General features: G+C 64.6%; 15 protein-coding genes. 10 read left to right on the forward strand and 5 right to left on the reverse strand.

Going from position 1 to position 17,794, the window contains the following annotated elements; translation table 11 throughout:
- Window positions 1-105: 105 nt before the first annotated feature.
- The 4 genes from GW587_RS24755 to GW587_RS24770 form a co-directional block, all read right to left on the reverse strand.
- A complete protein-coding gene (locus GW587_RS24755; RefSeq protein WP_166107576.1) occupies window positions 106-249 on the reverse strand; it encodes a hypothetical protein in 144 nt (47 codons plus the stop codon).
- Entirely contained in the window at window positions 237-473 is a 237-nt protein-coding gene (locus GW587_RS24760) for a hypothetical protein (RefSeq protein ID WP_166107577.1), read from the reverse strand. The genes GW587_RS24755 and GW587_RS24760 overlap by 13 nt, the downstream gene beginning before the upstream one ends.
- Window positions 474-483: 10 nt before the next feature.
- Window positions 484-1,605 (reverse strand): beta-ketoacyl-ACP synthase III, encoded by a 1,122-nt coding sequence (locus GW587_RS24765; protein ID WP_166107578.1) that lies wholly within the window; start codon window positions 1,603-1,605, stop codon window positions 484-486.
- Between the two features lie 126 nt (window positions 1,606-1,731).
- Window positions 1,732-3,177 (reverse strand): S41 family peptidase, encoded by a 1,446-nt coding sequence (locus GW587_RS24770; RefSeq protein ID WP_166107579.1) that lies wholly within the window; start codon window positions 3,175-3,177, stop codon window positions 1,732-1,734.
- Between the two features lie 357 nt (window positions 3,178-3,534).
- On the opposite strand from GW587_RS24770, the gene GW587_RS24775 reads away from it, so the two are divergent.
- From GW587_RS24775 to GW587_RS24820, 10 genes are all read left to right on the forward strand, one after another.
- A complete protein-coding gene (locus GW587_RS24775) occupies window positions 3,535-4,134 on the forward strand; it encodes a hypothetical protein (protein ID WP_166107580.1) in 600 nt (199 codons plus the stop codon).
- Window positions 4,135-4,322: 188 nt separating this feature from the next.
- A complete protein-coding gene (locus GW587_RS24780; protein ID WP_229259647.1) occupies window positions 4,323-6,353 on the forward strand; it encodes a M13 family metallopeptidase in 2,031 nt (676 codons plus the stop codon).
- Between the two features lie 115 nt (window positions 6,354-6,468).
- Window positions 6,469-8,463, forward strand: a complete 1,995-nt coding sequence (locus GW587_RS24785; protein WP_166107755.1) for a M13 family metallopeptidase — start codon at window positions 6,469-6,471, stop codon at window positions 8,461-8,463.
- A gap of 26 nt (window positions 8,464-8,489) precedes the next feature.
- A complete protein-coding gene (locus GW587_RS24790) occupies window positions 8,490-10,583 on the forward strand; it encodes a M13 family metallopeptidase (RefSeq protein ID WP_207393634.1) in 2,094 nt (697 codons plus the stop codon).
- A gap of 91 nt (window positions 10,584-10,674) precedes the next feature.
- Complete coding sequence (locus GW587_RS24795; protein WP_166107582.1) at window positions 10,675-11,235, forward strand: hypothetical protein; 561 nt, start codon at window positions 10,675-10,677, stop codon at window positions 11,233-11,235.
- Between the two features lie 176 nt (window positions 11,236-11,411).
- Window positions 11,412-12,383 carry an ABC transporter substrate-binding protein gene (locus GW587_RS24800; RefSeq protein ID WP_166107583.1) on the forward strand — a complete coding sequence of 324 codons (972 nt, stop codon included), beginning with the start codon at window positions 11,412-11,414 and terminating at the stop codon, window positions 12,381-12,383.
- Window positions 12,384-12,396: 13 nt separating this feature from the next.
- Window positions 12,397-13,218 (forward strand): ABC transporter permease, encoded by an 822-nt coding sequence (locus tag GW587_RS24805; protein WP_166107584.1) that lies wholly within the window; start codon window positions 12,397-12,399, stop codon window positions 13,216-13,218.
- Window position 13,219: 1 nt separating this feature from the next.
- Window positions 13,220-14,017 (forward strand): ABC transporter ATP-binding protein, encoded by a 798-nt coding sequence (locus tag GW587_RS24810; RefSeq protein ID WP_166107585.1) that lies wholly within the window; start codon window positions 13,220-13,222, stop codon window positions 14,015-14,017.
- Between the two features lie 23 nt (window positions 14,018-14,040).
- On the forward strand, window positions 14,041-15,807 hold the full coding sequence (locus GW587_RS24815) for a sensor histidine kinase (protein ID WP_166107586.1): 1,767 nt from the start codon (window positions 14,041-14,043) through the stop codon (window positions 15,805-15,807).
- 1 nt (window position 15,808) lies between these two features.
- Window positions 15,809-17,140 carry a sigma-54-dependent transcriptional regulator gene (locus GW587_RS24820; protein WP_166107587.1) on the forward strand — a complete coding sequence of 444 codons (1,332 nt, stop codon included), beginning with the start codon at window positions 15,809-15,811 and terminating at the stop codon, window positions 17,138-17,140.
- A 66-nt stretch (window positions 17,141-17,206) separates the two neighbouring features.
- Here GW587_RS24820 and GW587_RS24825 read toward each other — a convergent pair whose 3' ends face one another.
- Window positions 17,207-17,767: a c-type cytochrome gene (locus GW587_RS24825; RefSeq protein ID WP_166107588.1), complete on the reverse strand. Its 561-nt coding sequence runs from the start codon at window positions 17,765-17,767 to the stop codon at window positions 17,207-17,209.
- Window positions 17,768-17,794 lie beyond the last annotated feature (27 nt).

Below are 17,794 nucleotides of genomic sequence, written 5' to 3' on the forward strand. Positions count from 1 at the left end.
GATTATGATTGGCCATGAGAGCAGTGGGTTGGGTTTTGGGTTTGGTCGCACAAACACAATAACTCTTCCTTACTGCTCTCTTGCGTTTACAACAGGTTCATCCCGCTAATCCGCGATGAACCATTTTTTAGCCGCCTTAATGATGGCTGCGGCGCCGCGACGCGCGGCAGCCGGATCGCTTTGCGCCAGGAAGTAATGGAGCCTGTCGACATCCGCCAACGCTTCCGGATGCCAAATCAGCGCGGGCATTCGCTCCGATTCCCTGCGGCCAGGTCGGATAGCCAGGCATCGGCACGCTCCTGCGATACGCCCGGCATGCCATCGCGGTAGCTTTGTAGTCGTCGTCGGTCGAGTTCCAGCGACAACGCTTCCTTGCAAATCTCCGCCAGGTAATCGTCAAGCGACAAGCCTTTGCGGCTTGCTGCTTCGATGACCTCCGCTTCCAGCTCGTCGGATAAGGTGACGGTGATCATCGATGCCTCCTCAGATGCGGCGCACCACCACGCAGCCGATCGAGTAGCCGGCGCCGAAGGAGCAGATCACGCCCAGCTGGCCCGGGGCCATGTCGTCCGAATACTTGTGGAAGGCGATCACCGAGCCGGCCGACGAGGTGTTGGCATATTCGTCCAGGATCACCGGCGCTTCGCCCGGCTCGGCGTCGCGGCCCAGCACCATGCGGCTGATCAGCAGATTCATGTTCAGGTTGGCCTGGTGCAGCCAGTAGCGGCTCACCTGCGGCACTTCCAGCCCGGCGCCGGCGATGGTGGTCTTGATCATCTCGGCGGCCATCGGGCACACGTCCTTGAACACCTTGCGGCCCTGCTGGCGGAACAGCTTGTCCGGCTGGCCGACGCCGTTTTCATCGAAGCGGTTCAGGAAGCCGAAGTTGTTGCGGATGTTGTTGGAGAAGCTGGTCTTCAGCTTGGTCTCGACGATTTCCCAGCGGTGCGCGCCCTTGGCGCTGTCGGCCGCTTCGACGATGATCGCGGTGCAGGCGTCGCCGAAGATGAAGTGGCTGTCGCGGTCGCGCCAGTTCAGGTGGCCGCTGGTGATTTCCGGATTGAGCACCAGCACCGCGCGCGCCTGGCCGCTTTGCACCGCCGCCACCGCCTGCTGGATGCCGAAGGTGGCCGAGGAGCAGGCCACGTTCATGTCGAAGCCGTAGCCGTCGATGCCCAGCGCGCCCTGCACCTCGACCGCCATCGCCGGATAGCCGCGCTGCATGTTGGAGCAGGCCACCAGCACCATGTCGATGTCGGCGGCGGTGCGGCCGGCGCGGTCCATCGCCTGCTGCGCGGCGGCGACGCAAATCTCCGCCTGCAGCGACAGTTCTTCGTCGGCGCGCTCGGGAATGCGCGACACCATGCGCGCCGGATCGAGGATGCCGCTTTTTTCCATCACGTAGCGCGACTTGATGCCGGACGCTTTTTCGATGAAGGCCACGCTCGACAGCTCCAGCGCCGTGACCGTGCCTTCCGCGATGGCGGCGGCGTTGTCGGCGTTGAACTGTTCGGCGTAGGCGTTGAAGCACTCGACCAATTCTTCGTTGGAAATCGATTGCGCTGGCGTGTAGAGGCCGGTACCGCTGATGACGGCTTGTTTCATAGTTAAACTTTCGCGTTAGGCAATGGCTTGCGCCATAATGAGGCAAATTCTACACAATGCGTGTGCGTTAGGCGAAAATAAAAGCGGCGCCCCTGGGGCGCCGCCGATACGCTACAACAAATCCGCTTATTTCTTGGCCAAGTCTTTTTTCAACGCGGTGTCCACCTGCACCACCGTGGTCTCCGGCTTGGCCAGCTGCACCGGCAAGCCCTTCAGATGGTTCAGCGCCTGCGACAGCTGGAAGTCTTCGCCGCTGCCGTATTCCAGCGGCTTGCGGTTCTTCTCCATCGCCACGATGCGCAGCTGTTCCTCCAGCTCGTCGCGCTTGTTCTTGCTGGCCTCCTGGTCGCGGTCGTTGGACAGGTGCTTGGCCAGGTCGGCCTCGCGGGTGCGCAGCGCGTTCAGGCCGTCGCCGTCGGCGTTTTCATCGACCGGCACGTCCGGCGTGATGCCCTTGGCCTGGATCGAGCGGCCGTTCGGCGTGTAATAGCGCGCCGTGGTCAGCTTGACCGCCGTGTCGGCCGTCAACTGGCGGATGGTCTGTACCGAGCCTTTGCCGAAGGTCTGGGTGCCGATGATGTCGGCGCGCTTGTAATCCTGCAGCGCGCCGGCGACGATCTCCGACGCCGAGGCCGAACCGGTATTCACCAGCACCACCATCTTCACCTGCTTGACGGCGGCCGGCAGCCGCGCCAGCGCGTCGCTGTCGCTGCGCAGCGCGTAGTATTCGGGACGGCCGTAGAAGATCTGCTTCTGGTCCGGCAGCTGGCCGTTGGTCGAGACGATGGCCGCGTCCTTCGGCAGGAAGGCGGCGGCGACGCCGATCGCGCCCTGCAGCACGCCGCCCGGGTCGTTGCGCAGGTCCAGCACCAGGCCCTTGATGTTCGGGTCCTGTTTGTACAACTCAACGATTTTGGCCGCCATGTCGTCGACGGTCGGCTCCTGGAACTGCGAGATGCGCAGCCAGGCGTAGCCCGGCTCGACCAGCTTGCCCTTGACGCTCTTCTGGTGGATTTCCTCGCGGGTGATGTTGAACACCAGCGGCTCGGCCTCGCCCTTGCGCAGCACCGTCAAACTGACCTTGCTGTGCGGCTCGCCGCGCATCTTCTTGACCGATTCGTCCAGACTCATGCCCTTGACCGGCGAGTTGTCGAGCCGGCTGATCAGGTCGCCCGACTTGATGCCGGCGCGCCAGGCCGGGGAATCCTCGATCGGCGCCACGATCTTGATGTAGCCGTCCTCGCTCTGGCCGATCTCGATGCCGAGACCGACGAACTTGCCTTGCGATCCTTCGCGCAGTTCGGCGTAGGCTTTCTTGTCCAGATAGGCGGAGTGCGGATCGAGCGAGGCCACCATGCCGGAAATGGCTTCCGTCAGCAGCTTCTTGTCCTCGACCGGCTCGACATAGTCGGACTTGATCAGTCCGAACACATCGGCCAGCTGGCGCAGCTCTTCCAGCGGCAGCGGCGGCTCCACCGGCTTTTGCGCCATGGCGGAGAATTGCAGCGAGACCGCGATGCCGGCCACAACGCCGAGCCCGATCAATCCGGAGTTCTTTAGTTTCTTGCCCATGTTTCCACCTGTCGAAGCGATATTGCACTTAGCCGCTGCGGCCCCGCAGCTTGCATGAGTTGAGTATAAACCTGATTTCCGGCAAACGTAGTAGCCGTCACGAAATGATTTATACCTTTACGAGGTTTTACAACGGTCGCCGTTGACTTCCAAAGCGCACCATACCCCGCTTGGCGAAAGGCCAAGTTTGCTGTTTTGTATGAAGTGTATGCGCAATGTTCACCGCAGTAAGTAATTGTAAGAAGTCGGATCAGGGCCGATTCCGCATCCTAAACTGAACTCGTATTTCTCTCTACCCTGAAGTGGTTTTTCGCCTGCGCCCCAAGCGCAGGCTTTTTTTTATCCACCGGAGCAACCATGCGATTTTTATCATTTCCTTCTTCGTCCGTCCTGCGCCGCGCCGGCGCGGCGCTGGCCTTGTCCGCCTTGCTGGCGCCCGCGTTCGCGCTGCCCGTGATGGAGATGCGCGCCGAGGACTTCATGCCGATGGCGGCCGAGCTGAAAAAATCGCTGAACCTCAACACCAATCAGCAAACGCTGTGGCAGCAGGTCGAAAGCAAGACGCGCAACCTGCTGCGCGAGCGCAAGGCCCGCCGCGAGCGCCTGCAGGCGGCGACCCAGGCCGGCACCCAGGGCGCCAACGTCGAGCTGCGCGACCTGGCCAAGGCGGTCGACGAGGAAAGCGGGCTGGAGGCCAACGAGGAAAAACTGATGCGCGAATGGTGGCTGACGGTCAACGATGCGCTGGATGAAACCCAGCGCCGCACCGTGGTGCAGCTGGTCGGCGAGCAATTGCTGCGGGTGCAGGACAACGGCGGCGGCGCGCCGCGTCCGGAACGCAAGGAAGAGGGCGGCGAGCATCGCGGCGGCGGCCGCAAGGGCGGTGGCATGGGCGGCGGCGGCATGGGCGTCGGCGTCGGCGCGGGCGGCGCCAGCATCAACCTGCCGGGCGGTTAAGGTCGTCGTTCCCGCGCAGGCGGGAACCCATGCTGAGCGTCCGATCATACGTTCTATGGATTCCCGCCTGCGCGGGAATGACTGGCGGTTCGTGTATCGTAAAGTAAAAATCGGCCCCGGGCCCCTGCCGCGGGCGGGGCTGGGGCTACAATCGACGCTGCACGCCACCCGACCCACGAGGACCCGTCTTGAAACGAACGCTGCTGACCACCCTGGCCCTGAGCCTGATCACCGCCTACGCCGGCGCCGCCGACACCGCGCCGGGTTCCGGCATCGACGTCCAATACATCGACGCCGGCGTGCGTCCGCAGGACGATTTCTTCGTCCACCTGAACGGCGGCTGGCTGAAGGGCACCGAGATCCCGGCCGATAAATCCAGCTGGGGCACCTTCGCCAAATTGCGCGACGACGTGCTGCCCGAACTGCGCGGCATCATCGAGGCGGCCGACGCCGACAAGGCGCGCAAGCCCGGCAGCGACGCGCAGAAGATCGGCGACCTGTACGCCAGTTTCATGGACGAGCAAAAACTGGAGGCGCTGGGCTTCAAGCCGCTGACCGGCGAGCTCAGCAGCATCCGCGCGATCAAGGACAAGAAAGCCTTCCCGATGCTGATGGCGCACCTGGACAAGATCGGCGTCGCCACGCCGTACAGCCTGTCGGTGCGGCCGGACGCGCGCGAGTCGAGCAAGTACGCGGTCTACATCGGCCAGAGCGGCCTGGGCCTGCCGGACCGCGACTACTACCTGAAAAAAGACGATGCCAAGATGGCCGCCGCGCTGGCCAAGTATGAAGTGCTGGTCGCGAAGATCCTCGGCCTGGCCGGCGACAAGAACCCTGGCGCCAACGCCAAGGCCATCGTCGCGCTGGAAACCGCGCTGGCCGAGGCGCAATGGACCAAGGTGCAGAACCGCGATCCGGTCAAGCGCTACAACAAGACCCCGATCAACAAGCTGGCCGAGCTGGCGCCCGGTTACGACTGGGGCCACGCGCTGGCCGTGGCCGGCGTCGGCGCCAAGACCGACTATGTCATCGTCAGCCAGCCGAGCTACCTGAGCGGCTTCAACGCGGTGCTGGACAAGACCGACCTGGCGACCTGGAAAGCCTACTTCGAATGGCAGGTGCTGCGCAGCGCCTCGCCGTACCTGTCGAAGGCCTTCGCCGACGCCCATTTCGATTTCTACAGCACCGTGCTGACCGGGGTCGCGGTCAAGCCGCCGCGCTGGAAGCGGGCGGTGGCGCTGGAGGAGCGCGCGCTGGGCGAAGTGCTGGGCAAGCTGTACGTGGCACAGTATTTCCCGCCGGAGCGCAAGGCGCGCATGGACGAGCTGGTCAAAAACCTGCTGGTCGCCTACAAGGACAGCATCGACCAGCTTGACTGGATGAGCCCGGAAACCAAGAAGGAAGCGCAAGCCAAGCTGGCCAAGTTCACGCCGAAGATCGGCTACCCGAACAAGTGGCGCGACTACAGCGCGCTGGCGATCCTTAAAAACGATTTGGTCGGCAACGTGCTGCGCGCCGAGAATTTCGCCTACCAGCGCATGGTCAACAAACTGGGCAAGCCGATCGACCGCGAAGAGTGGGGCATGACGCCGCAGACCATCAACGCCTACTACAACTCGACGATGAACGAGATCGTGTTCCCGGCCGCGATCCTGCAACCGCCGTTCTTCGACGCCACCGCCGACGACGCGGTCAACTACGGCGCCATCGGGGCGGTGATCGGCCATGAAATCAGCCACGGCTTCGACGACGGCGGCAGCCAGTCCGACGGCGACGGCAACCTGCGCGACTGGTGGACCAAGCAGGACCGCATCAACTTCAAGGCCAAGACCGACGCGCTGGTCAAGCAATACAGCGGCTACAGCCCGCTCCAGGGCTACAACGTCAACGGCGAGCTGACCCTGGGCGAGAACATCGCCGACAACTCCGGCGCCGCGATCGCGTTCAAGGCCTACAAGCTGTCGCTGGGCGGCAAGCCGGCGCCGGTGATCGACGGCCTGAGCGGCGAGCAGCGCTTCTTCATGGGCTGGGGCCAGGTGTGGCGCAGCAAGACCCGCGACGAGCAGCAGATCCTGTTGATCAAGACCGACCCGCATTCGCCGGGCCAGTTCCGCACCAACGGCACGCTGGTCAACCAGCCGGGCTTCTACGATGCCTTCGGCGTCAAGCCGGGCGACAAGATGTATGTTGCGCCGGAACAGCGCGTGATCATCTGGTAAGCGTTTAATTTGCATAAAAAGGCCACTCGCTGTGGCCTTTTTGCTATTGTTCTGAATCTTGGCTATACCAATCGGAGAGATAGACTTGAAAAAAGCACATCTGTTGAGCGCCCTTATGCTGGCGCTGCTGGCGTCATTGGCGCAGGCGCAGCAAAAGTCGGGCGTGGACGTGGCCAACGTCGACGCCTCGGTGCGGCCGCAGGATGATTTCTTCGTCAATCTGAACGGCAAGTGGCTGGCCAGGACCGAGATCCCGTCGGACAAATCCAGCTGGGGCTCGTTCGAGAAACTCGACGACGACACCAAGCCGCAGCTGCGCGCCATCATCGAGGCGGCCGCCGCCGACGGCAACAAGACCGCCGGCTCGGACGCGCAGCGCATCGGCGATTTCTTCGCCAGCTACATGGACGAGGCCAGGCTGGAAACGCTGCGCCTGACGCCGCTGAAAGCCGAGCTGGAGCGCATCGCCGCGCTGGGCGACAAGAAGGACATCCCGGCGTTGATGGCGCACTACCAGCGCGTCGGCGTGACGACGCCGTTCGGCTTCGTCATCCATCAGGACAACAAGGATTCGACCAAATACGTGGCCGACCTGGTGCAGGACGGCCTGAGCCTGCCCGACCGCGACTACTACCTGAAGAAGTCGGACAAGAAGATGGCCGACACCCTGGCCAGGTACCAGCAGCACGTCGGCAAGATGCTGGCGCTGGCCGGCAACGCCAACGCGGCGGCCGACGCCAAGGCCATCGTCGCGCTGGAAACCGAGATCGCGAAAATCCAGTGGACCAAGGTGCAGTTGCGCGATCCGGTCAAGGCCTACAACAAGGTGGCGCTGGACCAGCTGCCCAAGCTGGCGCCCGGCTACGGCTGGACCGACTGGCTGAAGGAGACCGGCATCGCCGGCAAGGTCGACTACGTGATCGTCAGCCAGCCGAGCTTCATCAGCGGCGCCGACAAGCTGCTGGCCAGGACGCCGTTGAGCACCTGGAAGGCTTACTTCCAATGGCAGGTGATCCACGCCAACGCCGCCTACCTGGCCAAGGACTTCGCGCTGGAGAACTTCGCCTTCTACGGCACCGTGCTCAGCGATATCAAGGAACAGCAGCCGCGCTGGAAGCGCGCGGTCAACGCCACCGACGGCGCGCTGGGCGAGAGCCTGGGCAAGCTGTACGTCGCGCAGCACTTTCCGGCCGAGCGCAAGGCGCGCATGGAGGCGCTGGTGGCGAATCTGCTGGCCGCGTTCAAGCAGAGCATCGAGACGCTGGACTGGATGAGTCCGGAAACCAAGGTGCAGGCGCAAGCCAAGCTGGCCAAGTTCACCGTCAAGATCGGCTATCCGAACAAGTGGCGCGACTACTCGCGGCTGGTGGTGGCCAAGGATGATCTGGTCGGCAATATCCACCGCTCGCGCGAGTTCGAATACAACAAGGAAGTCAGCAAGCTGGGCAAGCCGATCGACCGCGACGAGTGGGGCATGACGCCGCAAACCGTCAACGCCTACTACAACCCCGAGCTCAACGAGATCGTGTTCCCGGCGGTGATCCTGCAGCCGCCGTTCTTCGACGCCGACGCCGACGACGCGGTCAACTACGGCGGCATCGGCGCCGTCATCGGCCACGAGATCAGCCACGGCTTCGACGACCAGGGCGCGCAATACGACGGCGACGGCAACCTGCGCGACTGGTGGACCAAGGCCGACCACAAGAACTTCGCCGCCAAGACCAGGATGCTGGTCAAGCAGTACAACGGCTACAGCCCGGTCAAGGGCTACCACGTCAACGGCGAGCTGACGCTGGGCGAGAACATCGCCGACAACAGCGGCGCCGCGATCGCCTACAAGGCCTATCTGATTTCGCTGGGCGGCAAGCCGGCGCCGGTGATCGACGGGCTGAGCGGCGAACAGCGCTTCTACATGGGCTTCGGCCAGGTGTGGCGCAGCAAGATCCGCGACGCGCAGCAAATCGTTTATCTCAAATCCGATCCGCATTCGCCCGACCAGTTCCGCGCCAACGGCACGGTGCGCAACCAGCCCGGCTTCTACAGCGCCTTCGGCGTCAAGCCGGGCGACAAGATGTATCTGGCGCCAAAAGACCGCGTTATCATGTGGTAAAGCCCACCACCTTGAGTGGGCATTTTATGTTTTTTAACGAAGAGGGAAATCTCGTGAAACGTCATCTGTTAAGTGCATTGACCCTGAGCCTGATCGCAGGCTTGGCGGGCGCAGCCGACAACACCAAAAGTGTTGCCCCGGCCAGCGCGAAAGTAGCCAGCGGCAAACTGGCGTCCGGTGTCGCCGTCGAATACATCGATCCCGCCGTGCGCGCGCAGGACGATCTGTTCACCCACATGAACGGAAAATGGCTGGCCACCACCGAGATCCCGGCCGACAAAGCCAGCTGGGGCGCGTTCGCCAAGCTGCGCGACGACATCCAGCCGCAGCTGCGCGCCATCATCGAAGGCGCCGCCTCGAACAAGGCCGGCGGCGCGGAAGCCCAGCGCATCGGCGACCTGTACGCCAGTTTCATGGACGAAGCCAGGCTGGAACAGCTGGGCCTGACCCCGCTGAAGGCGGAAATGGCGAAGATCGCGGCCGTCGGCGACAAGAAGCAGCTGCCGGCGCTGATCTCGCACCTGAACCAGATCGGCGTCAGCGCGCCGTACAACTACGGCGTCCACCAGGACAACAAGGATTCGACCAAGTATGTGGCCGACCTGTACCAGGATGGCCTGGGCCTGCCGGACCGCGACTACTACCTGAAGGCCGACGACGCCAAGATGGCCGACGCGCTGGCCAAGTATGAACTGCACGTCGGCAAGATGCTGACGCTGGCCGGCGACGCGCACGGCGCCGTCACCGCGCACGCCATCGTCGAGTTCGAAAAAGAACTGGCCAAGCTGCAATGGACCAAGGTCGAGCTGCGCGATCCGGTCAAGGCCTACAACAAGGTCGACATCGCCAAGCTGGGCGAGGTGGCGCCGGGCTACGACTGGAACGCCTACCTGGCCGACGCCGGCGTCGCGGGCAAGGTCAGCTACGTGATCGTCAGCCAGCCGAGCTACCTGAAGGGCATGACCGCGCTGCTGGACAGCACGCCGCTGGAAACGCTGAAGGCTTACTTCAACTGGCAGCTGCTGCGCGCCAACGCGCCTTACCTGAGCAAGGCTTTCGTCGATGAGAACTTCGCCTTCTACGGTACCGTGCTGAGCGGCGTGACCGAGCAGCGTCCACGCTGGAAGCGCGGCGTCTCCGTCACCGAAGGCGCGCTGGGCGAAGCGGTCGGCAAGCTGTACGTCGACGCGCACTTCCCGGCCGAGCGCAAGGCGCGCATGGAGGCGCTGGTGAAAAACCTGCTGGCTTCGTACAAGACCAGCATCGACAAGCTCGACTGGATGAGCCCGGTCACCAAAAAGCAGGCGCAAGCCAAGCTGGCCAAGTTCACCACCAAGATCGGCTATCCGAACAAGTGGCGCGACTATTCCAAGCTGGACGTCAGCAAGGATGACCTGGTCGGCAACGTGATGCGTTCGCGCCAGTTCGACTACAACAAGGAATTGAACAAGCTGGGCAAGCCGATCGACCGCGACGAGTGGGGCATGACGCCGCAAACCGTCAATGCCTACTACAACCCGGAGATGAACGAGATCGTGTTCCCGGCCTCGATCCTGCAGGCACCGTTCTTCAACGCCGACGCGGATGACGCGGTCAACTACGGCGCCATCGGCGGCGTGATCGGTCACGAGATCAGCCACGGCTTCGACGACCAGGGCGCGCAGTACGACGGCGACGGCAACCTGCGCGACTGGTGGACCGCGTCGGACCACAAGAACTTCGCGGCCAAGACCAAGATGCTGGTGGAGCAGTACAACCAGTTCAGTCCGCTGCCGGGCTACCACGTCAACGGCGAGCTGACGCTGGGCGAGAACATCGCCGACAACAGCGGCGTCGCGATCGCGTACAAGGCATATAAGCTGTCGCTGAACGGCAAGAAGGCGCCGGTGATCGACGGGCTGACGGGCGACCAGCGCTTCTACATGGGCTTCGCGCAGGTGTGGCGCATGAAGATGCGTGAAGCGGCGCAGATCCAGCAGATCAAGACCGACCCGCATTCGCCGGGCCAGTTCCGCGCCAACGGCACGATGCGCAACCAGCCGGGCTTCTACGACGCCTTCGGCGTCAAGCCGGGCGACAAGATGTACCTGGCGCCAAAAGACCGCGTGATCATGTGGTAACAAGGTAATCAGACCGAAAGGCCGCAGCGATGCGGCCTTTTTTACATTTCAGGGTAAACTATTGGCTTCGAATATCAAGAAGTTGAATCCCATGCGCCTGCGCCATACCGCGTTGATCGTCCTGCCGTTGCTCGTGAGCGCCTGCGGCGACTCGTCGTACACGCCCGCCAACCTGTACATGGCGGCCACGCCGGACTGCAAGACCTGGCAGGAAGGCTCCCGCTTCGAGCTGCCGCGCGGGATCAGCATCGCCACCACGCCGCCGGTCACGCTGCCGGACGGCGGCGCCGAATTCACCTTCGTCTACGTGCTGCCGCGCGGCGAGCGCGCCGCGTTCACCACCCGCGACTACAACGTCACCGCCCCCAAAGGCGCGGTGCTGGCCAAGGCCGAGCTGGTCACTTTCTACCAGCGCACCACCACCTCGCGTCCGGAAATCGTCGAAGCGATTCCCAAAGTGCCCGACATGCTGATCGCCGGCGCCACCGGCGAGGAAACCATCTGGCGCGTGCGGCTGCGCGTCAAGACCAAGCTGCCAGAGCGTTTCGACCTGCGGCCGCCACCGTTCAAGATCGCCGTCACCGAATACCCGATGCGCACCTTCACCTACCGCTACTTCCCAGAGCGCAAAGCTTTCGGTCTGTGCAGCTAAACGGCGGCAGCTGAGCGGATTTCCGCATAAGCGGCGCTGGCCGCATGCGGATTTCCGCCCGAATTCCGGCGCCGAAATTCCGCACCTCCTTTAAAATCAAGAACTTGATCCGCGCCGCAGGCTTGGCACGGAAGCTGCAATGTCTCCACCAACTACAACCATAATGGAGACACGCAATGCCCAAATTCCGTCTGTTAACCCTGACCGCCGCCACCCTGATCGCCGCCACCGGCGCGCAAGCGCAGGAAGTGGTCCGACTCGGCAACCTCAAATTCGCCCACTACGGCGCCGTCTCGTACATCAAGGAAATCGCGCCGAAATGCGGCATCAAGGTTGAAGAACACGTCTTCGCCAAGGGCCCGGACGTGATGCAGGCCATCCTGGCCGGCGAGCTCGACGTCGGCGCCACCGCGTCTGAAGCCGCCATCTCCGGCCGCGCCAACGGCGCTCCGATCTACGTCGTGGCCGGCTTCGCCAAGGGCGGCGCCCGCCTGGTCGCCCGCCCTGACGGCAACATCAAGTCGGTCAAGGATTTGAAGGGCAAGAAAGTCGGCGTCACGCGCGGCGGCATCCACGAGGTGCTGCTGGCGGCCGAACTGGCGCAGGCCGGCCTGAGCTGGTCCGACCAGCCGGGCAAGGACGTGCAGCTGGTGTTCCTGGCCTTCGCCGACCTGAACCAGGCGCTGCTGGGCAAGAACATCGACGCCATCATGCAGAGCGAGCCGCAATCGTCGCAGGCGATCAACAAGGGCTTCGGCGTCGAAGTGATGAAGCCGTACGACACCCCGATCGGCGCGCCGGTGCGCACCATGGTGATGAGCGAGAAGTTCTACAAGGAACGCCGCGCCACCGCCGCCAAGTTCATGACCTGCTTCGTGCAGGCGACCAAACTGTTCATCGACAACCAGCCGGTGGCCGAGAAATACGTGCGTGAAGTGATCTTCAAGAACCAGATCACCAAGGACGATTTCGAAGACGCAATCAGCAACTCGCCATACACCTACGACATCAGCACCGAACACATCCAGGTCACCACCGACGTCATGCTCAAGACCGGCGTCGGCAAGATGCGCACCCCGCCGGTGGCCAAGGACTGGGTCAAGACCGACCTGCTGGACGCGGCCAAGAAAAGCCTGAACATTCAATAAGCGGAGACGGATCATGAGCAAAATCAACTGGCGGGAAGCCGCCACCGGCACCATCGTGCCCATCGTCATCGTCGCCTTGTGGCAGGCCAGCGCCATGCTCGGCTGGGTCAACCCGCAAGTGTTGCCGTCGCCGGTGGCGGTGGTGCAGAAGTGGTTCGAGTACCTGACCCCGCTGACCGCCTACGATCCGGCTACCAGCTCCTGGCTGAGCTGGGCCATCTCCGGGGAACTGCTGGGCGACACCGTCAGCAGCATGTACCGCGTGGTGGTCGGCTTCGCCATCGGCGCCGGGCTGGCGCTGCCGCTGGGCCTGATGATGGGCGCCAGCAAGCGCATGTATGCGTGGTTCAATCCGCTGATGCAGGTGCTGCGCCCGATCCCGCCGATCGCCTACATTCCGCTGGCGATCCTGTGGTTTGGACTCGGCAATGCGCCGGCGCTGTTCCTGATCGCGCTGGGCGCGTTCTTCCCGGTGCTGGTCAACACCATCGCCGGCGTGCGCCAGGTTGACGGCATCTACATCCGCGCCGCGCGCAACCTCGGCGTCAGCCAGCGCACCATGTTCGTCCGCGTGATGCTGCCGGCCGCCGTGCCCTACATCCTTTCCGGCGTGCGGATCGGCATCGGCACCGCCTTCATCGTCGTCATCGTCTCCGAGATGATCGCGGTCAGCAACGGCCTCGGCTTCCGCATCCTCGAAGCGCGCGAATACTTCTGGTCCGACAAGATCATCGCCGGCATGATCAGCATCGGCCTGCTGGGCCTGATCATCGACGTCGGCATGAACAAACTGAACAATCATTTGCTGCGCTGGCACCGCGGCCTGGAGAACTAAGATGAACGCAAGCCATATCCAAGTCCAAGGCGTCAACAAGGTCTTCAAGACCGCCGAACGCGACGTGGTCGCGCTGCAGGACATCAACCTCGACATCCCGCAAGGCCAGTTCGTCTGCCTGCTCGGCCCCTCCGGCTGCGGCAAGTCGACGCTGCTGAACGCGATCGCCGGCTTCGCGCTGCCGTCGTCCGGCGCCATCACCGCCGACGGCAAGCTGGTCACCGGCCCCGGCCCGGAACGCGGCATGGTGTTCCAGGAATACGCGCTGTTCCCGTGGATGACGGTGGAAAAGAACATCGCCTTCGGCCTGGAGATCAAGGGCATGGCGCAAGCCGAGATCGACTCCAAGGTCGACCAGCTGCTGGCCATGCTGTCGCTGAGCGACTTCAAGAACCGCTTCCCGAAAGACCTGTCCGGCGGCATGCGCCAGCGCGTCGCCATCGCGCGCGTGCTGGCCCTGGATTCGCCGATCATGCTGATGGACGAACCGTTCGGCGCACTCGACGCGCTGACCCGGCGCAACCTGCAGGACGAACTGCTGCGCATCTGGGCCGAGCTGAAGAAGACCATCATCTTCGTCACCCACAGCATCGAGGAAGCGATCTACCTGGCCGATCGCATCGTGGTGATGACCTACCGCCCCGGCACCGTCAAGCGCGACATCCTGGTCGAACTGCCGCGCCTGCGCGATCCGGCGGCCGCCGAGTTCAACGCGCTCAAGCGCGAACTGGGCCAGCTGGTGATGGAGGAGCAGCAGCGCCACCACCACGACGAAATGCGGCTGGCGGCGGTCGACTAGGCGGGGTGCAGTAGAATCCGGCTATGCGCGCCAAAAAATCCCTGCTCCTGCTGTTAGCACTGCTTTGCGCGCTGGCGATGATCGCCGGGTCGTGGCTGGCCGGCAGCTGGCGCGCACGGGCGGAATTGCAGCAGCAGGGCCTGCGCCAGCTTCAGCTGATGGCGCCCGACCTGCAATCGCTGTTGCAGAAATATGAAACGCTGCCGTTCGTGCTGGGCTTCCAGCCGGACCTGATCGAAGCGCTGGCGCGGCCGTCCGACCGCGCCGCGATCACCCGCCTCAACAGCACGCTGCAAACGATCCAGCAACAGGCCAAGGTCGGCGCGATCTACGTGATGGACCGCGACGGCCTGACCCTCGGCGCCAGCAACTGGGACCAGCCGCTGGGCTTCGTCGGCAAAAACTTTTCCTACCGCCCGTACTTCGACGCCGCGCTGCACGGCAGGGCGGGGCGCTTCTATGGCATCGGTACCAGCACCAGCGAGGCCGGTTACTTCATCGCCCAGCCGGTGTACCGCAACGGCAGCGCCGGCGGTCCGGTCACCGGGGTGGTGGTGGTCAAAATCAGCCTGGCCGAGTTCGAACGCACCTGGAGCAGCAGCGACGACGCCATCGTGCTGGCCGACCGCAGCGGCGTGATCTTCCTCAGCAATCGTCCCGGCTGGATCTACCGCAGCCTGGGCCCGCTGGACGCCGACACCGAACGGCAGCTGGCGCATACCCAGCAATACATGGGCCAAAGGATCACGCCGCTGTCGGGGCAGCCGGACCTGTACGCGACCCAGCCGGTGGGCCAGCTGGGCTGGCAGCTGATGCTGTTCCCGCGTCAGACCCGGGTGCTGCGCGCCGGCCTGCAATGGGCGTCGGCGGCGACGCTGCTGCTGGCCTGCGTCGCGCTGTCGGGCTGGGCGGTGCACCAGCGGCGGCGGCGGCTGGAGGAACGCAGCGCCTCGCGCGCCGCGCTGCAACAGGCCGCCGCCGAGCTGGACGACAAAATCGTCGAGCGCACCCGGCAACTACGAACCACCAACCAGCATCTGGAAAACAAGTACGCCAAGCTGCAGGAGACCGAGCACCTGTTGCGCTCGACGCAAAACGAGCTGGTCCAGGCCGGCAAGCTGGCGATGCTGGGGCAGATGGCGACCGGCATCACGCACGAGCTGAACCAGCCGCTGGCCGCGATCCGCGCCTTTGCCGACAACGCCCGCATCTTCCTGGAGCGCGGGCAGGGCGAGCAGGTGGCCGGCAACCTCGGCCACATCAGCGAGGCCAGCGCGCGCATGGGAGCCATCATCGGCCAGCTCAAGGGTTTCGCGCGCAAGGATGAGACGATGGCGGCGGTGGACCTGGCGGCGTCGGTGCGCGCCTCGGCGTTCCTGCTGGAGAGCGAGTTCCGCCGCCACGATGTGCGGCTGGAGATCGACGCGGCCGACGGCCTGAAGGTCACCGGCGACAGCGTGCGCATCGAGCAGGTGCTGATCAACCTGCTGCGCAACGCCTTGGATGCGGTCGAGTCCGGCGAGCGGCGCGAAGTCGCGATCCGCCTGGCGCGCGACGGCGATCATGCGCTGGTCGGCATCAGCGACAGCGGCGCCGGCATACCGGAGCAGGTGGCCGCGCATCTGTTCGAACCGTTTTTCACCACCAAGCCGTCCGGCAAGGGACTGGGCCTGGGGCTGGCGATTTCATCGTCGATCGTGCAGGCCATGAACGGCCAGCTGACGGCGCACAATCAGGCCGGCGGCGGCGCGCGCTTCGAACTGCGGCTGCCACTACAACAAGGAGCATGACGTGCAGGCGATACTGATCGAAGACGAAGCCGCGCTGCGCCTGGCCGCCAGCCAGACGCTGGAACTGGGCGGCTTCAGCGTGCAGGCCTGCGCCGACGCCGAGGCCGCGCTGGCGCTGCTGCGCGCCGATTATCCCGGGGTGGTGGTGACCGACGTGCGGCTGCCGGGGCGCTCCGGGCTGGAGCTGCTGGCGCACGTGGCGGCGCTCGACAGCGAGTTGCCGGTCATCGTAGTCACCGGCCATGGCGATGTCGACATGGCGGTGAGCGCGATGCGCGCCGGCGCCTACGACTTCATCGAGAAGCCGTTCGCCAGCGGGCGCTTGCTGGAATCGGTGCGGCGCGCGCAGGAGCGGCGCCGGCTGGTGCTGGAAAACCGCCAGCTGCGCGCCGCCCGCGCGCAGCATCCGGACATGCCGGACCTGGTCGGCAGCTCGGCCGCCATCGAGCAGCTCAAGCTCACGATCCGCAATATCGCGCCGGCCGGCGTCGATGTGCTGATCAACGGCCAGACCGGGACCGGCAAGGAGGTGGTGGCGCGGCTCCTGCATGCGGCCAGCGGACGCAAGGGGAACTTTGTCGCCATCAATTGCGGCGCCTTGCCGGAGTCGGTGTTTGAGAGTGAAATCTTCGGCCACGAGGCGGGGGCGTTCACCGGCGCGCAGAAGCGCCGCATCGGCAAGCTGGAGTTCGCGCAGGGCGGCACCGTGTTCCTCGATGAGATCGAAAGCATGCCGATGGCGTTGCAGGTCAAGTTGCTGCGGGTGTTGCAGGAGCGGCGGCTGGAACGGCTGGGCGCGAACGAGTCGGTGGCGCTGGAGTGCACCATCGTCGCGGCCACCAAGGCGGATTTGCTGGAGTTGAGCGCGCAGGGGCGGTTCCGCGAGGATTTGTATTACCGCATCGGCGTGGTCAGCATCGCGCTGCCGCGCCTGGTCGACCGGCGCGACGATATCCCGTTGCTGCTGGCCCACTTCAGCGCCGACGCGGCGGCGCGCTACCGCCGGCCGTTGCCGGAGTGGAGCGCGCAGCAGATGGCGGCGTGGCAGGCGGCGGACTGGCCCGGCAACGTGCGTGAACTGCGCAACTTCGCCGACCGGCTGGTGCTGGGCATCGCCGGCGCCGGCATCGCAGCCGGCGCCGCGCCGCAGGTGGCCGGCGCCGGGGCGCGGCCGCTGCCGCAACAGGTCGACCAGCACGAGCGCGAGCTGATCGTCCAGGCGCTGGCCGCCGTCGACGGCAACGTCGCGCTGGCGGCCGACAACCTGATGGTCCCGCGCAAAACCCTGTACGACAAGCTGAAGAAATACCAGATCGGCACCGGCCGCAAATAGCGCAGGCGTAAAAAAACCGGCCACGCAGACCGGTTTTCCCTATCGCGCCGAGCCCGGCCCGGGCGCTTACTTGGCCGGTGCGGCTTCCGCAGGCGCGGCGGCGGCGGGCGCCGGCGCGGCAGGCACTTCCGGTTCCTTGAACTTGGCGCCGGCATGGTTTGCCATGTGCACCACGGCGCGCGCCACTTCGACATCGTCCAGATCCGGATTGCCGCCCTTGGCCGGCATCGCGCGGATACCCTCGATGGCGTGCTTGATGATGGTGTCGTAGCCCTGCGCGATACGCGCCGACCAGGCGCCGGCGTCGCCGAACTTCGGCGCACCGGCCACGCCCGCGCCATGGCAGGCGGCGCAGGTGGAGGTGTAGATGGCCTCGCCGGACTGCAGCACTTTCGGCGCGTTGGCGTCTTTCAGGGTGAAGCCGGTGTCGGCGACGGGAGCGATGCGGGCCGCGATTTCTTCCGGCGCCTGGCTGTTGGAGCCGCGTCCGGTCAGCTTGTCCGCAGTGACGTACTGGACCAGCAGGATGATACCGAGGACAGTCACGGCAAAGAAGCCGATGACTGCTGCAACGAGTTGCTTAGGCGTTCTAATGGCGGATTCGTGTTCGTTGTGTGCGTCGCTCATGATTTCCTTAACAGACAAATTTCAGCC

The sequence above is a fragment of the Duganella aceris genome (genome assembly GCF_011090165.1).
GTDB lineage: Bacteria > Pseudomonadota > Gammaproteobacteria > Burkholderiales > Burkholderiaceae_D > Rugamonas > Rugamonas aceris.